The organism is uncultured Anaerobiospirillum sp. (genome assembly GCF_902485895.1).
GTDB classification, from domain to species: domain Bacteria; phylum Pseudomonadota; class Gammaproteobacteria; order Enterobacterales; family Succinivibrionaceae; genus Anaerobiospirillum; species Anaerobiospirillum succiniciproducens.
Genome location: NZ_CABTML010000071.1, coordinates 40,484 through 57,274 on the forward strand (window position 1 = coordinate 40,484; position 16,791 = coordinate 57,274).

At 43.4% G+C, this 16,791-nt stretch carries 9 protein-coding genes; 4 read left to right on the forward strand and 5 right to left on the reverse strand.

Features of this window, described 5'->3' with window-relative positions:
- The first annotated feature begins 834 nt into the window (after nucleotides 1-834).
- Nucleotides 835-2,358 (forward strand): fumarate hydratase, encoded by a 1,524-nt coding sequence (locus tag RDO37_RS06040; RefSeq protein WP_308498441.1) that lies wholly within the window; start codon nucleotides 835-837, stop codon nucleotides 2,356-2,358.
- 114 nt (nucleotides 2,359-2,472) lie between these two features.
- Here RDO37_RS06040 and RDO37_RS06045 read toward each other — a convergent pair whose 3' ends face one another.
- From RDO37_RS06045 to RDO37_RS06060, 4 genes are all read right to left on the reverse strand, one after another.
- On the reverse strand, nucleotides 2,473-3,630 hold the full coding sequence (locus RDO37_RS06045) for a ZIP family metal transporter (protein WP_308498442.1): 1,158 nt from the start codon (nucleotides 3,628-3,630) through the stop codon (nucleotides 2,473-2,475).
- Between the two features lie 424 nt (nucleotides 3,631-4,054).
- A complete protein-coding gene (gene folP, locus RDO37_RS06050) occupies nucleotides 4,055-4,903 on the reverse strand; it encodes a dihydropteroate synthase (RefSeq protein WP_308498443.1) in 849 nt (282 codons plus the stop codon).
- Nucleotides 4,904-5,028: 125 nt separating this feature from the next.
- Nucleotides 5,029-6,606 (reverse strand): DnaT-like ssDNA-binding domain-containing protein, encoded by a 1,578-nt coding sequence (locus RDO37_RS06055; protein WP_308498444.1) that lies wholly within the window; start codon nucleotides 6,604-6,606, stop codon nucleotides 5,029-5,031.
- A gap of 410 nt (nucleotides 6,607-7,016) precedes the next feature.
- Nucleotides 7,017-7,973 carry a 2-hydroxyacid dehydrogenase gene (locus RDO37_RS06060; protein WP_308498445.1) on the reverse strand — a complete coding sequence of 319 codons (957 nt, stop codon included), beginning with the start codon at nucleotides 7,971-7,973 and terminating at the stop codon, nucleotides 7,017-7,019.
- Nucleotides 7,974-8,573: 600 nt separating this feature from the next.
- Between RDO37_RS06060 and RDO37_RS06065 the strand changes: the two genes are divergently transcribed.
- The 3 genes from RDO37_RS06065 to RDO37_RS06075 all read left to right on the forward strand — a co-directional run bounded on the left by RDO37_RS06065 (nucleotide 8,574) and on the right by RDO37_RS06075 (nucleotide 15,220).
- The gene (locus tag RDO37_RS06065) at nucleotides 8,574-8,801 is read left to right on the forward strand and encodes a cation transporter (protein ID WP_281709464.1); all 228 of its coding nucleotides are present in this window, start codon (nucleotides 8,574-8,576) and stop codon (nucleotides 8,799-8,801) included.
- Nucleotides 8,802-8,896: 95 nt separating this feature from the next.
- Nucleotides 8,897-10,810: a heavy metal translocating P-type ATPase gene (locus RDO37_RS06070; protein WP_308498446.1), complete on the forward strand. Its 1,914-nt coding sequence runs from the start codon at nucleotides 8,897-8,899 to the stop codon at nucleotides 10,808-10,810.
- A 1,332-nt stretch (nucleotides 10,811-12,142) separates the two neighbouring features.
- Nucleotides 12,143-15,220 (forward strand): heavy metal translocating P-type ATPase, encoded by a 3,078-nt coding sequence (locus RDO37_RS06075; protein ID WP_308498447.1) that lies wholly within the window; start codon nucleotides 12,143-12,145, stop codon nucleotides 15,218-15,220.
- A gap of 101 nt (nucleotides 15,221-15,321) precedes the next feature.
- Here the strand turns inward: RDO37_RS06075 and RDO37_RS06080 are convergent, their stop codons facing one another.
- On the reverse strand, nucleotides 15,322-16,536 hold the full coding sequence (locus RDO37_RS06080) for an ATP-binding protein (RefSeq protein ID WP_308498448.1): 1,215 nt from the start codon (nucleotides 16,534-16,536) through the stop codon (nucleotides 15,322-15,324).
- Nucleotides 16,537-16,791: the final 255 nt, after the last annotated feature.

Here is a 16,791-nt window from a genome sequence, read left to right on the forward strand (position 1 = left end):
CAAGCAGCTATGCAAACTTTGCAAAAGCTTAAAGCCTAGATATTTGGGATAGAGCTGCTTGAGGTAGGGTTTATGATTTTGCCAAAACGCTTTACTTTTACGATAGCAAAAAGCAAGAGCTATACGTAAAATCGCGCTAATCTGTCAGGTACTTGTACATCAAGAAAGGTAAGAGATTTGACAAAGTTTCTTAATCTTTCATTCTAAAGTGACTGTTTTTGTACCAATTATGGTGAAAAATTTCAAAAAATGATGAGTGTAATCGCTCGGAGGCTACCAAATCGTAGTTAAGTGACATCAGCAGTGAGTATCTGCAGTAACCACCTTTTGCAAAAATTGCAGTGAGTAGTGCAATTAATGATGTGTATGGAATAGGGGGATTGCAATTTTTGCATCAAGTGCTGTTTTTGGTGCAGTTTTTGGGTAAATCTTTATGGTGATGAAAGTACCGTCTCATAGCTAAGTTAGGTACAGATAAAGGTAATTTCTAGTACCTTCACAGCATTAGATATAAGCGTACAAAGCTTGTGCTGACGGGATTTGAGCAGGTACTTTAACAACTTAGGGCAATGACTTTGGCTATTAAGATGTGGTTGTATCTTGGCAAGTTAAAGAAAACTATATGAAATGCTTTAGTGACTTCACAGTCACAATTCATAATTGATGCTTTACTTTTTCGCTTGCGAGTATAATCATGAGTTAGGCAATTAGGCAGCATCAGTCATTAAGCTATCTGTCTTTTGGGCAGTTAATTTGCTGTATTAGGCTTAAGACGACTAATTGTCTCCTAGGAGATACACCTCCGAAGTTTAAAAATGGAAAAGGATGCCCGGCATGACATTAATTAAGAATCAGGACTTCATTGACTCCATTTACGAGGCATTGCAGTTCATTTCCTACTACCATCCTCATGACTTCCTTGAGGCCATGAAGCACGCCTATGACATTGAGCAGAACCCATCTGCTAAGGCTGCTATCGCTCAGATCTTAAAGAATTCCAAGATGTGTGCAATTGGCCATCGTCCATTATGTCAGGACACTGGTGCCGTAACCTGCTTCGTTAAGATCGGTATGAACGTTCAGTTCGAGGGCGACATGACCGTTCAGGAGATGGTTGATGAGGGTACCCGTCGTGCATACTGCTCAGAGACCAACCCTCTGCGTAAGTCTGTTCTCACTGACCCAGTAGGCAAGCGTTTAAACACTAAGGACAATGCTCCTGCTGTTGTTCACATTGAAATGGTAAAGGGTGATAAGGTTACCGTTTCTATCGCTGCTAAGGGCGGTGGTTCTGAGAACAAGACCCACATGAAGATGCTCAACCCATCTGACTCTATCGTTGATTGGATTCTTGGCGAAATCCCTAAGATGGGTGCTGGCTGGTGCCCACCAGGTATTTTAGGCGTTGGCGTTGGCGGTACTCCAGAAAAGTCTGCTCTGCTTGCTAAGGAAGCTTTAAACGAGCACATCGACATTCAGGACCTCATCAAGCGCGGCCCACAGAATGCTGATGAGGAGCTCCGTCTTGAGCTTTATGAGAAGATCAACAAGCTCGGTATCGGTGCTCAGGGCTTAGGCGGTCTTACCACTGTATTAGACGTTAAGGTAAAGACCTATCCTTGCCACGCTGTGTCAAAGGCAACCACCATCATCCCTAACTGTGCTGCTACCCGTCACATCGACTTCACCTTAGACGGTTCAGGTCCAGCTACCTTCACTCCTCCATCATTAGACGACTACCCAGAGATTGAGCTCGGAGGTAACGATAATGTTAAGAAGGTAAATCTCGACACCTTAACTAAGGAAGAGGTTGCTACCTGGAAGATGGGTGACACCCTGTTATTAACAGGCACCATCCTCACTGGTCGTGACGCTGCCCACAAGCGTATTTGCGACATGATTGCTAAGGGTGAGCCTTTACCTGATGGCGTTGATTTCAAGGGTAAGTTCATTTACTACGTTGGCCCAGTTCCAGCTGTCGGCGATGAGGTTGTAGGCCCAGCTGGCCCAACCACTTCAACTCGTATGGACAAGTTCGTTGAGACCATGCTCTCCGAGACCGGCCTCTTTGGCATGATCGGTAAGTCCGAGCGCGGCCCTGCTGCAGTTGAGTCCATTAAGAAGCACAAGGCTGCTTACCTGATGGCTGTTGGTGGCGCTGCTTACTTAGTTTCCAAGGCTATTAAGTCTGCTAAGGTATTAGCATTCGAAGATCTCGGCATGGAAGCTATCTACGAGTTCAAGGTAGAAGATATGCCTGTAACCGTAGCTGTTGACGCTGAGGGTAATAACATCCACGCTGTTGGCCCACAGGTTTGGTCACAGAAGATTAAAGAGCTTGACTTCAAGTACGTTTAATCTAAGCGCATAAGCTATTAAGTAAGGTGCGGCTCTTTTGATGCCGTATCTTGCTCTACTAAAAAGGCCCCGATCATTAACTTTGATCGGGGCCTTTTTAGTTTGATTTTTATCTTAGTGATGGTGGCTTAGCATCATCGCAATGGCTGCGCCAATGACTAGATAGCTGTAGCTTATGACCATCATGCGCTTGTTATCTGGTCGATTAATACGAGGCAAGATGTCTGAGAGCGCTACATAGATGAATGAACCGCCAGCAACTGCAAGGGCAAATGGCAAGATATTCTCGGCTTTATCTAAGATGTTATAGAAAACGATAGCGCCAATAAGCGAGCCTAACATAGCAGTTAGATTGACAATAAAGCCTTGCTTGCGGCTCATGCCAAAGTTAAGCATCAATACATAGTTACTAAGCTGCTGAGGCATCTCGTGAGCAATAATGGCTGCAGTAACAGCCACGCCGACATTAAAATCGACCATGAAGGATGATGCGAGCACAATACCATCGCAAATAGAGTGGAACAGTGCGCCAGCTAAGATAGGAGCACCGCCATTGCTCAGACCTTCCTTAATTGAGCCCTTGCCTAAAGCGGCGTTTTCATCAGCACGTCTTGTGGCATCAACAAAGTCTCTACCTCTAAGATCAAATCCATGTGAATGACCTAGATGATGGAGAGTTGAGCGCTTATCTGGATGCTCTGGATCGATAGTGTGTACCTGACCGCAACTGCATACGCTAGCAGGTGCATGCTGATGGTCGTGGTAATGCTCATGGTGGCAAGAGCAGTTTGGATCGGTGCAGCTTGCCTTATGAGCAGCATCAAAAGCTGCTGATTTTGACAGAGTATCGTTAGCTGTATTGAGTGGCTTAACGATGCTAGTAATCATTGAGTTAGCTACTGACTTGTCCTTAGCGTTGGTATCAACCTTGTCATTTGGATGGAAATTATGCTCTTTTGCGTAGGTCTTAGTCTGCTCATTGGCAGCACAGACAGGACAAGTTTGGCTGTGATGATTTGAGTTAAAGAACATCTCTATGGCCACTAATACCATAATGGTAATTAAGATAGTAAGACCGATATCGTGGATATCAGAGCCCTCTTCAATGGCCTCAGGTAACAGATGGGTAAGAGAGAGAGTCAAAAGAAGGCCAGTGGCCACAAGACTTAAAGCCTTGCCTGTGATGCCTAAGATACGTGGCGGAATCAGTGAGATGACTAAAGCAGCTGCTGCGGCAGGAAATAGTGCAGCTACGACAATGCTTCCCAACATGTTAAGCTCCCCATCAGTTAATCAATTCTAGCTATTAGATAGCCATCTAAAGTTTTTAGCCTACCTGAGTATTTAGTAAGGTGTCGCTAACTACAGGCCAACAGAATACAACAAAAATAATAGTAGTGCTTAAAAAATTTAGAAGTTGATCAAATTTTACATCTTAGTTTGTGTTTGCACGGCTGATTAACATGTAGCACAAAACTTAAGCAACAAGGAGCAATTAACAGTAGAGAGTATGTGGATAGGCACAAGCTAAAGACATGAAAGGATGCGATCGGCCAAGCTAAAGCCATAAAGGGCGTGATAGGCGTAAGCTAGAGCGATGAAAGGATGCGATAGGCCAAGCTAAAGCCATGAAAGGGCGAGATATGCACAAGCTAAAGCCCTTAACGAGCTTTAGCTTTGAAGGAAAAAGGGGTGTTTAGTTGTACTGCTTAATAGCGTTAAATACCTGCAAAGCCTCTTTAGTCTCCTTAACATCATGTACGCGCACCATATGTGCACCCTGCATGAAGGAGTAGAAAGCAGCAGTAACTGAGGCAACTACACGCTCAGCTGGTACGGTAATACCGGTCACAGCAACACCAACCATGGACTTGCGAGAAAGAGCTGAGAGCAGGTGGAAGTTAGTGCCATCGATGAGCTTTGGTAAGTGATTTAACAGTTGGTAGTTCTCTTTAAGAGTCTTACCGAAACCAAAGCCTGGATCTAAGATGATTTTATCTTCTGAGATGCCAGCATCGGTACATGCCTTAGCGCGTTCACGTAAGAACTCAGTAACCTCTTTAACCACATCAGTGTAAACCGGGTTAATCTGCATGGTCTTTGGATCGCCTTGCATGTGCATTAAACAAACGCCTACATCAAGCTTGGCAGCCATATCTACAGCGCCATCACGCTGCAGGGCACGGATGTCATTCCAAAGATGAGCACCTGCCTCAACGCATTGCTCCATGACCTCAGGAGTAGAAGTGTCTACAGAAATCATTACGTCTAGCTCTGAGGCAATAGCTTTTACTACAGGAACGACACGGCGTAATTCTTCTTCAACAGGTACCAAATCAGCACCAGGGCGAGTTGACTCACCGCCGATATCGATAATGTCAGCGCCTTCATTGACCATACGACGGGCTTGTTCGATAGCACTTTCTAAACCTACAAACTTACCGCCATCAGAAAAAGAGTCAGGGGTGACATTTAAAATACCCATGATCTTTGGACTGCTCAGGTCTAAGGTGCGACCTCTTGCAGACAGAATGCGAGCTGCCATTTCATCTCCTTAACAGACATCAACCAAAACCTGCCCGATCATACTACAAAAGCATAGTATGAATAGTAAGCAGCTCAAGACATGCAAAAAGCACTCACTGCTAGTAGAGCTAACGTTAAAGTAAATTAATCGAGCTTGAGTTTGCTTCTATCAATGGGAATGTACTTATCAGTGCGTGTTGATGGATTAGGTGACTGATTATAAAAAGGCACATCCTCATCCTCGTTTGAACTCGTCTTCCCATGTGATGCCGGTACATAACCACTTGCATGGGGCTGCTGTTTAGATGGGGCATTCATTGTTGCCCTTGAATTTGCAACTGACGTTGCCATCGAGGACTCACTAGCAGTTGCTGCGTTGGCTGCAACTTGTTGCTGATAGGCAGCATCTAATGCAGGATCATATGTATGAGAAGAGTTGCTGCCAAATTCATGTTTAAGTTGCTGCAGAAAGTCAGCATTAAACTGCGATGGCTGATTTAACTGTGAAGATAAGTCACCAGCTGTCTGATCTCTTGGAGCTTGTTGCGGATAAAAAGATGAATCAGAGCTTTGTTGTGGAGCAATTGGCTGCGCAGCTTCTGGCATTGAATAACCATTTGTAGCGTACTGAGATCCAGCTTCATTAGGATTGTCGCTACTTTGAATAGGAATATACTGCTCAGTAGCGCCAGGATACATCATGGCATTGTCGCTAGGTCCGTAGTTTTGTCCTTGCTTACTAAATTGGCCGTTATTTTGACCAAGGTGTCCATATGGGCCATTATTTTGAACTGGGTTGCCATATGGTCCATTGTTTTGAACTGGGTTGCCATATGGGCCATTGTTTGGTGGCAGCTGCTCGCTTGGATTACCAAAGTTACTTGGCCCCATATAGTTTGAATTTGATGAGGCGGGCGCTGTTTGGCCAGAGTAGCCTTGGGCTGCAGTATAGGTTTCATAGCCACTATGTCCAGCTTGCTTATAAGCATCAGCAGTATAGCCAGGAGCGGTGATCTCATAATCCTCTTTGCCAGTCATGATGGACTTTAAAGTCACACGTTTGGTAAGAGACGAGGTGGTGTACGGTGCGTGTCGTTCTGGTATGGACTGCATCGCAGGTGAAAAGCCACCATTCAAGCCGTCGCCATTAAAGTTACCGTGGTTAAAGTTTCCGTTATTAAAACTTGCGTTGCTATTGTTGGCGTTGCGGCCTCGGTCTTTATAGTCTTTTACATAGCTACGACGACGTTGATGCATGGAGCCCATTTCGGCAGCTGAGCGCATCTTGAGCAGACGTTTTATGAAGGCTCTTTCCCATGCGCTTTGAGTGCGCATAGTGGTGGTGCCCATCCAATAATTGATAAATGAACGTAGCTCTTGCTCTTGGTAGGAAAAGTCAGCTAAGCCAGCAAGTAGTGCCGCATCCTTAAAACCTGGTCCTGGTTGCCATGAAGCTACCATGGTAAATGGTGGCTGCGGTACAAAAGCTAGTTCACGGGCAAAAAGAGGCAGAATAATCGAAGCATTTTGCCATGACTGTGCTTGATTAAGACGATGAATGAGCCCATGTTGCTCAAGCTCGTTTAAAGCAATCTCAATATCATAGATAGTTGGATTGCAAGGCATTGCCATACTGCTAGAGATAAGCTTGCGGCTTAAATCAACAGGGTCGATAAGCGAGTGTCCTTGGCGCACTTGCGGCTGAATATAAAAGACATACATGCTACGCGCCATATGCGATAGCGTCTGGCTTTGCAATTGGTTAAATTCGGCGCGGTTGAGCATATATCTATCCAGTTATGAATATAAAACACACTAAGGTCACAGTAAGTAAAAATCACATCTACCAATGGCTCATGCATAAGCCTAAGATCATGGTGATCCCGTTACAGCTTGCCTGAGACCATGGTGATCCTGTTATAGCTAGCTGAGACCAGGGGGATCCTGTTATACCTAGCTGAGACCATGGTGATGAGGGTATTGCTTGCCTGATACCATGGGCGAGCCTCTAACAGAATGCTTGGTAGTGATTTTAAAGGGCACATGTTGCGCTAAAGATAGCACAGGGATGAGCGCATAGATCAACTAGTGCAATTTAGTTGATCTATGGCTGAGTAGAACTAGTGGCGTGTTTAGATGGTGCGGGTGCCAGGAACAGGTGTGATAACTTTTTGACCTGCAATGATGGCGTCTAAGTTTTGTAAGACCAAATCAGCCATAGCTTTGCGGGTATCATGAGTGCCTGAGGCTGCATGAGGCTGCAGTGCTACATTTGGCAGGCCCATTAAGCCCTCAGGAGCGCATGGCTCAGTTTCATAAACATCAAGACCAGCACCTGCAATAGTATGATTCTTGAGAGCCTCGACTAGATCTTCAGTGTTAACGATAGAGCCACGAGCAATGTTAATTAGATAGCCATCCTTGCCTAAAGCCTCGAGGATTTCCTTGTTAACACAGTGGCGGTTATCTGCAGTAGCTGGCATTGCAAGCATCAGAACATCAGACCATGCAGCCATGTCTTTGAGGGTAGCAAAGTAGTGATAAGGCACATCTTTTTGCTCATGGCGTCCGTAGTATCCAATCTCCATCTTGAATGCTAATGCGCGAGAGGCGATCTCCTTGCCAATACGGCCAAGACCTGCAATGCCCATCTTCTTATGACCAATAGAAGTGGTTAGAGGAAATGGCTTTTTAGCAACCCACAGCTTGTTTTCAATATGTTCTTGAGCAAACTTTGCTAGGCGGGTGCAGTCAAGCAAGAGCATCATGGCTGTATTGGCCACATCGTCATTAAGCACATCAGGAGTATGGGTTACAAAGATATTGCGGCTAATGGCCTCGTTAACGTCGATTTGATCGTAGCCCACGGAGAAACACACGATGCCTTTGAGATTTGGAGTAGTCTCATAGTCACTTGGAGCAAACTTTGAGATGCCAGATGCGATGACAAAGTCAGTTTTGGCTCTAACCTCTGCTCTTTGAGCTTCATCTAATTTGCTATCTACAAAGAGTTCACCACGCTTTTTAAGCTCTTCCTCTAAATATGAAGGCATGTCGAAAGCGCCCACCTTGAGTAATGTCAGTCCCATAGCATGCTCCTGTATAAAACAAGTGACTTAAGCGCCTGAGCGCCTATAACCGTAGCAACACTGCCATCAATTAATGACTAGCAACTCATTAAGCTTACTACTTTAAGAGCTAGATGCCAGTTTTGTTACTCAGTTTTGCCATGAACTTAACAAGCGTGAAGTAGTTCCGCGATTTGTACGCCAAATGCGTATATGTTCAAACTATGTCATTCCAAAAGCTAATTGCTTACAAACACCATTTATTGCATGGCAAGAGGTCAGTATCTTCAAAACAAGTTCACAAACACTACTCTTTGATGAAAAGGCTGGCTCATAGCCCTGAGTATAGGCGGTTTTAGGCTTGTTTTGGCTTGCTTTGGTGTATATGACTTTGTTCAGACAAAAGAATTTTTTGTTAAGCAATGTTGCAAAAGCTAAATGCTAGGTTATACTGTTATTGTATTTGAACAGTTGTTCAAATAGTAATCTAAGGTTAAGTGTTAGATATGGTGCTGCACTCTTAGATTTAACGTGTTGTCTTACTTACTGTCCTTTAGGCAAAGATAGGCTCAAACAATGATACTTTCTTAAGCCTGAAGGCGATATTAAAAGGGTTTTCTTATGAAGGTACGTTGCGATATTAACGGTTTAGATTGTCCTCACTGTGCAGCTAAGTTAGAAGGCTTATTAAAGCAGCATGCTGAGATTGACGAGGCTAGCATCAACTTCCCAATGAAGTCTTTGGTCTTAGATGTTGCTGATGATGCCGATGAGGACCACATTGTTGAGTGCGCACAGAAGATCGCCGATGACATGGAAGATGGCATCGAGATCAACATACGCGACTAGTGTTGTGGGTGTAAGCGCCATTTGGTTTTTAAGCTGTTTGGTATTGCTTTGGGGCACATAAGTGCCCTTTAGCTAAGGAATGACGGACTAATATCATGTTACAGACCATGAATACTCAGTTAAAGGTGAGGCTGTTGCTTGGCCTTTTAACTATTGGCATTTTGCTAACTGGCATGATTGACAACTTGTATATGCAGATCGCTTTATGTGTTCCGGTGTACTTGTTTGTTTCATATCCAGTGTTGATTGCTGCCTTTAAAGATCTCTTCATGCGTCGTCGCATGTCCGAGAAATTCTTGATGTCAGTTGCTACCTTCGGTGCATATGGCTTAGGCGATTTTGCAGAGGCCTTAGCGGTTATGGTTTTCTACTTAATCGGTGAGGCATTCGAGGAGTATGCAGCAGCTCGTTCTCACAATGAGATCTCATCTTTAATTAAGCTCAAGCCAAGTAAGGTGCGGGTGATTAATGAGGATGGCAGTGAGGAGATCTTACGTCCACGTAAGGTCAAAATTGGCTCACGTATTCGTGTACTAGCTGGTGAGTCGGTAGCTTTAGACGGTACTTTAGTTGATGCAGCTGCCTCCGTAGATATGAGTGCTCTGACTGGTGAAAGTGAGCCAGCATTATTTACCAAGGGTCAAGAAGTACCATCAGGTGTTATTAATACTGGTAAGGTCTTTGAGCTTATCGTTACTAAGGATAGTAAGAATAGCTCCATTACTCGTCTTCTCAACCTGATTGAAGATGCTGCAGCTAACAAATCACGCCCAGAGGCGCTCATCACTCGCTTTAGTGTCTACTACACTCCAATTGTCGTAAGCTGTGCAGTCTTAATGGCATTAGTTCCATTAGTAATGCCAAATGAGGACTATGCAAACTGGATTACCCGTGCTTTAGTGTTCCTGGTAGTATCCTGTCCTTGCGCTTTAGTACTGTCAGTTCCTTTATCTTTCTTTGGTGGCTTAGGCGCGATCTCCAAGATCGGCGTTATGGTCAAAGGCTCTATTCATATTGAGTCCTTGTCTAAGCTTAAATCTATTGCTTTTGACAAGACCGGTACTATCACTAAAGGTAAGTTCTCCGTCATCGATATTAAGATCTTTGGTGATGATGCTGCCGCTAATGACAGCTTAAAGCGCCAGAGTGTACTTGAAAAGCTCTATGCACTAGAGAGTCTAACTACTCATCCAATTGGTGCGGCCATTGTTAATTACTGCCAAGAGCAGGGTATTGAGCTTAAAAAAGCCGATGACGTGCATGAGATTACTGGTTACGGCATTAAAGGCATCGTGGATGGCAGTGAAGTTTATGTAGGCAAAGAGCAGCTCTTAACTGAAAAGCTCGGACTTAGCGTACAAAAGAGCGAGCTTACTGGCACTGAGGTGTATGTTGTAGAGAATAATGTAGCTTTAGGACGCATTATTCTTGCTGATGAGATTAAGGAGTCAGCAGCTGTAGCATGTCAGGAGCTTAATAACTTAGGCATTAAAACTTACATGATTACTGGCGATAAGAACGCTGTTGCTGCAGATATCGCCAAGCGTTGCAATATCAGTGCTTTCTATGCTCAGCAATTACCAGAGGATAAGCTTAGCACCTTACAAAAGATTAAAAGCAATGATGAAACTGTCGGCTTCGTTGGCGACGGTATCAATGATGCTCCGGTACTGGCATCTTCAGATGTAGGTTTTGCCATGGGTCAGTTTGGCTCTGCATCAGCAGTTGAAGCTGCAGACATCGTAGTTATGAACGACGATCTTAAAAAGATTCCAATGACTGTGGAACTAGCTCGTCGAACCTATGCTTTAGCCAAACAAAATATGGCCTTAGTGATTGCAGTTAAAGCGATTATTTTGATCTTAGGCGCTTTAGGTATTGCCAATATTTGGCTAGCTATTCTTGGTGACGTGGGCTTATGTATCATTGCTGTGCTCAACGCCATGCGCCCACTATATTGGGTTAAGTCTAAACAATACGACATCAAAGAGATCGCACAAGCATCCTAAGTAGCACCAAGATCTTGGCTACATGCACAAGCATCCTAAGTAGCACCAAGATCTTGGCTACATGCACAAGCATCCTAAGTCGCCCCATGATCTTGGCTACATGCACAAACAACCTAAGTAGCTCGAGGATCTTAGCTTATGCATGAGCATGCGCTCATGATCTTGGCTACATATACGCTCAAAAGCCCTGCAAGCTCATCCTTGTGGGGCTTTGTCTTTTTGGGCGGGTGGCAACCAAAAAGCTAAACAGCGAGGCATACAACCGAGATTGGCCAATGATCTTGCACGGCTGGCAAATGCACCTGATCTCCACGCGATCATCAAGTGAATGCTACAAAGACAGAAAGGCAGAGCGACTAAACACTGAGGAAAGCATGCTTGCAAAATAACTTGCAAACAAGATCAACAGGAGTCGATGCAGTTGCTAATTAGGATGTTGAGATCAGGATTGCAAAGTTAATAAAGTGATGGCTAATGTAGCGAAAGATTATTGGTAATGAGCATGGTGATTAATACAAAATATGATAAAAAAACCATCAACAACTGATGCAAAATGGTGCGTATTTGGAAACTTATTTGGGGCAAAGATGGTTGATGTTTTGTGAGTAAAATAGCTTATATATCAATGTTAGATAGTGAGTCGGGGTTTGTTGTTTTGTGATAACTTTAGTTAGTCTGAAATAATTTTAGTAACCTATTGCTAACTGTAGTTAAAAGTTTGCTATTATCTACCTCGACAGATCCTAACGTTTAACGCCAAGGTCCTCCACATGCCTTGGCGATCCTTCTTAGATCTTCACTTTCCAACCAAGCTTAGTTGCTGCATAGCGAGCATATGTGGTTCAGATACTTATCAAACTTTGCTCATACATGCCAAAGCGAATATTTAGCACCTCACAAAAGTTCTCTTCATCTTGATGCAACAGCTTGTTTTTAGCTACAGACGCATTAAGCAAAACTATTTATCCCATTGAGTCTCAACTCTAAACATGGTTCCATTCCATCAAGCGATCGCATAGAGTATAGGCTTTCATAGCTACAGATATTTGCATGCAGTAAGTAGAGCTAAAGCGTAGTTATCTCTTAGCGCATAATTGGTCGCTGTTCGCTTATTTAAAGGGTTACAAGAAGTCAAACTTTTACAAAGAGTTATATAAACTGCAGCGTTGCTTAGTATATAATTGTGACCTAGGTCACATGTATTTTTGTAATAAGCAGATTGTGCAATATCTGCATGAAGCTTTTGGCAAAACACAAATAATAGTGACGCTTTGTATAGTTGTAGCAGTCAATTAGACTGCATTTATTTGAATTAAGGCGATAGGTTCAGTCATGAGTCTTGTGCACAAAGAGCGTTTTTCGATTAAAGGTATGTCCTGCGCAGCATGCCAAGCGCGAATTGAGAGGGCCGTAAGTCAGCTTGAAGGAGTTGATGAGGTTAGCGTGCAATTATTGCAAAACACGATGACGGTAACCTATCAAGATAACCTGAGCTCTGATGATATTTTAACTGCAGTTAAAGGTGCTGGTTATGAGGCAGCTCTCATCGATTTATCCATCGGCACCAAGCAGCAAAGCGCTTACACTCAAGAAGTTGTGCAGCGTGAGGCAGCCTTCTTTAAAATCCTAATTGCCTCCATTGCCGTTACTATCGTGCTCATGTGCATTTCCATGGCTCCGATGTTTGGCATTATTTTCATAGACTCTGCTCATGACAATGCTTACATACAATTAGTGCTGAGCTTGATCGTCATTGCCCTTAATTACAATTACTTCAATTCAGGCTTTAAAGGCTTAGTAAAGTTCTCTCCAAACATGGACTCCTTAGTCTCCATCAGTGTGGGTGCATCATTTATCTACTCATGCGCGGCATTGGCACATATGCCAGAAGGACTTAATGTTGACCATGCACATGACTATGCTCTGTACTTTGAGTCTTGTGCCACCATCCTTACCTTAGTTAGTGTCGGTCGTTATCTTGAGAGCAAGGCCAAGCTTAAGGCTTTAGATGCCAATAATGCCTTGTTAGAACTTGCTCCAACCACCGTTACCGTGCGTCGAATTAAGAACCTGGCAAGTGCTTGCTGCAGCGCTGATACAGACAATGGCTGCTGCGACACATCCGATCATGAGCTTGCAAGTTCTTCTAATGCTTCAAAAGCTAACTTACTTAGTGCTAAGGAAGGTAAAGATCTTGCCTCTGAGCCACAATATGACGCATCTAAGTACTATGAGGAGAGCATTCCTTTAAGCGAGGTTAAGGTAGGCGATGAGATCGTGGTGCGTCTTGGCGATCGCATCGGTGCAGATGGCATTGTTATTGAGGGCTCTGCTTATGTAGATGAGTCTGCTTTAACTGGCGAGCCTATGCCTGTAAAGAAAGAGAATGGATCTCAAGTTCAAAGTGCTACTTTCTTAACTAGCGGCTATATGATTTACCGCGTACAGAAAGTGGGTAAAGATACCACCTTATCTAAGATCATCGAGCTTGTTAACGAAGCCAATAGCCAAAAAGCTCCGATTGCTCGTCTTGCAGATAAGGTAGCATATTACTTTGTTCCAGCTGTGATCTTAATTGCCATTATCACTGGTGCAATTTGGATCTTATCTGGTTACCCTGGCAATGTAGCATTAACCTTTGCAGTAAGCGTTTTAGTGATCTCTTGCCCTTGTGCTTTAGGCTTAGCAACTCCAACTGCTATTACTGTAGCCACCGGACGTGCTGCATCTGTAGGCGTACTCTTTAAGAGCCCTCAGGCTTTAGAGAATCTTCACCGCATCAATACCTTAATCTTTGATAAGACAGGTACTGTCACTGTAGGCAAGATGGATGTGATGGCAGTTAATGCCCTGCATGAAGATGAGCTTAGTGTTAGTGAAGTTTTAAGAGTAGCCCATGCTTTAGAAACTCGTAGTGAACATCCAATTGCTAAGGCCATTACTTCATATGCAAACAATGTCGCAGAGAAGGTAGGCTTCCAAAGTTCTGCTGTTAATGGCGAACACGTTGCCACTGTAAGCTTTAATGCTGCAGCAGATCTTAGTGTAGAGCACTTTAATAATCTTGAGGGTAAGGGTGTCACTGCTCTTATTAATGGCCATCGTTACTACATGGGCTCCAAGAAGTTCTTATGCGACACTATTGCACAAGCACATGCAATGTTGCCAACTGATCCTGTGGATGATCGTCCATATGATCCTGACATCAAAGAAGAGCGTAAGCATATTGGTAAGAAATACATTAGCGTTTATCTGTTCGATGATACTAAGTGCTACGCTATTTTCGAGCTTGGCGATCAGATCAAGGACAGCGCATATGGTGCTGCTAGCGATGTTAAGCTCTTAGGCGTTTGCCCTGTGATGGTATCAGGTGATAGCGAAGAGGTTGTCTCTTATGTAGCATCACAGCTTGATATCAAGTCTTATTTAGGCAGCTGTATGCCAGAGGATAAAGCTCAATATATCAAGATGCTTAGCTATGAAGGTGCTGTTACTGCCATGCTCGGTGATGGTGTAAATGATGCCCCTTCATTGCGTGCTGCAGATGTTGGTATCTCTCTGACTGGTGCTACTGATATTGCTACTTCTTGTGCTGATGTAATCTTAGTACGCAATGACTTAACCAAGGTTGTTGATGCTATTGCTCTGTCCCGTTTAACTATTCGCAACATCAAGGAAAACTTATTCTGGGCATTCATCTATAACATCATTTGTATTCCGCTTGCAGCCGGTGTCTTATTTATACCTTTAGGCTTGCAGCTCAATCCAATGATCGCCGCTTTACTTATGTCATTAAGCTCCCTGTGCGTGGTGACTAACGCGCTGCGTTTACGTAACATGCCACTTGCTGATGCCTTAAAGTATTTTGATGCCAACAATATTCGAGTTGGCCTTGCCGCACATGAGTCTGTCTTCTCTATCATCAAGGCTCATGCCACCGTCGCAGCTTTGTCAACTCGTGCATCTAAGAGTGAGCCTTCTGTAACCGAAGTTGCTTGCAAGTACAATCGCAACAAGGATATGCTAAGCCCATCAGCATCCCAATCTCTAGTGTATGCACAAGAGACTGTAGTAACTGAGCACAATACCAATCAAGATCACGAGCCATCTGCAAGCGATCCGTTGCAAGCGCAAGCAACACAAATGCAAGCAGCACAAGTGCAAGGATCTGGCGATGCAAAAGGAGAAAAGTCGATTGAAAAGATCATCAAGATCGAGGGCATGAGCTGTCAGCACTGCGTCAAGAGCGTCACCAAGGCCTTAAATGCAGTTGCGGGGTGCTCAGTAGTCGAGGTCTCACTTGAGAACAAGTGTGCTCGTGTGAGTGTAGATAAAAGTGTAACTGACGAGGCTTTATCTCAGGCAGTTACAGATGATGGCTTTGAGGTTTTAGGTGTAGAGCAAGCCTAAAAGCATCAATGCTAATTAGCTGCTGCGACCAACGCGGCGGCTTGAAACAAGCCAAAAAAGGGGGCGACCACATGGTCGCCCTTTTTCATAATTGAGCAAAGTTAAATTTGCCAAATGCTATGCGCAATAACATTGTCACTTAGATAGCGGTGCGAAGGACAATTACAGATAACAGCACCAAATCCTCTCTTAACTCCCAAGTTATCGAGCTCACTAAAGTGTCGCGTCATGGAAATATTTGGCTGTTCTGACTTTTTGATTTCAACAGGGTAGTACATGCCATTAGCATGAATTAAAAGATCGATTTCTATTTGTTTCTTGGCATCTCGGTAATAGTACAAGTCTGGCTCTAGACCATTATGTCGCCAGCTTTTTAGAATCTCCGTGATGACGAATGTTTCGAAAAAAGCACCTGCACTTGTATATCGTTGCATTTCTTCAGCCGTTGTGAATCCACATAGGTAGGCCGCTAATCCAGTATCGCAAAAATAAATTTTAGGAGATTTTGTGAGTGTCTTTGTAGCATTTGTTGAAAACGGCTTGAGTTGGTAGATTAAGCCGCTTGCTTCTGCAATGCCTAGCCATCTTTTTACCGTTGGCTCTGTCACTCCAGTTAGTTCAGATATTTTGTTAATTCTAAGTTCTTGACCAGTGCGTATGGCAAGAGCTTTAATGAATTTTTTGAACTCAGCTAGTTTCTCAACGTTTCCAAGTGTTCTTATATCTCTCTCAAGAAAAGTTTGTATAAAAGACTCTAAGAACTGACTCCGCCCTTTAGAATTCATATTGGTTAGCTTAGGCCAAGCACCTTGCCAAATTACGTCCCATGTTTCAGAAGGCGATCTTGGGTCTAAATGGTTTTTGAGATCCTCAGAGGGGATATAGATTGACTGCACTAGGCCTTTTCCTTCGCGCTCATAGATACTTAGTGGCATCAAATGAACCTCGAAGATCCTTCCGGCCAAAGAGTCTCCAACATTTTGCATTAGTGAAAAACGTTGAGATCCAGAAATCCACACTTGACCGCATACATCGCTTTTGTCGATTTCGGCTTTAACTTGTCTAAATAATTGCGGTACTCTTTGAATTTCATCGATGATTAGAGGTAGCTGATGCTGCCTAAAAAACGCACTTGGTGCATTTGAGGCAAGTTCATAGTCTTCAGAATTATCTAAGTTGACGTAGTTACGCTCTTCCGTAACTAATTTTTGCAAAAGAGTACTTTTGCCTACTTGTCGCATCCCGCTAACAAGTATAACTTTGAAGTTATTGCAGAGAGAATCGAATTCGTTCTCTGCAGTTCTATGAATATACATTACGATATTCTCCATCCATGAGTAAATTATAAACAAGTGATATCATTTTAAATATGATTTAAGAATAATTCTGATATGCATATCAGAAAAAATCTAAAGTGCATGTTGGAAAATTCATATATGCATGTTAGAAAAATCCGAAAGTGTATGTTAGAAAAATTCTAACACGGCTTTTGAAAAATCCGAAAGTGTATGTTAGAAAAATTCTAACACGGCTTTTGAAAAATCCGAAAGTGTATGTTAGAAAAATTCTAA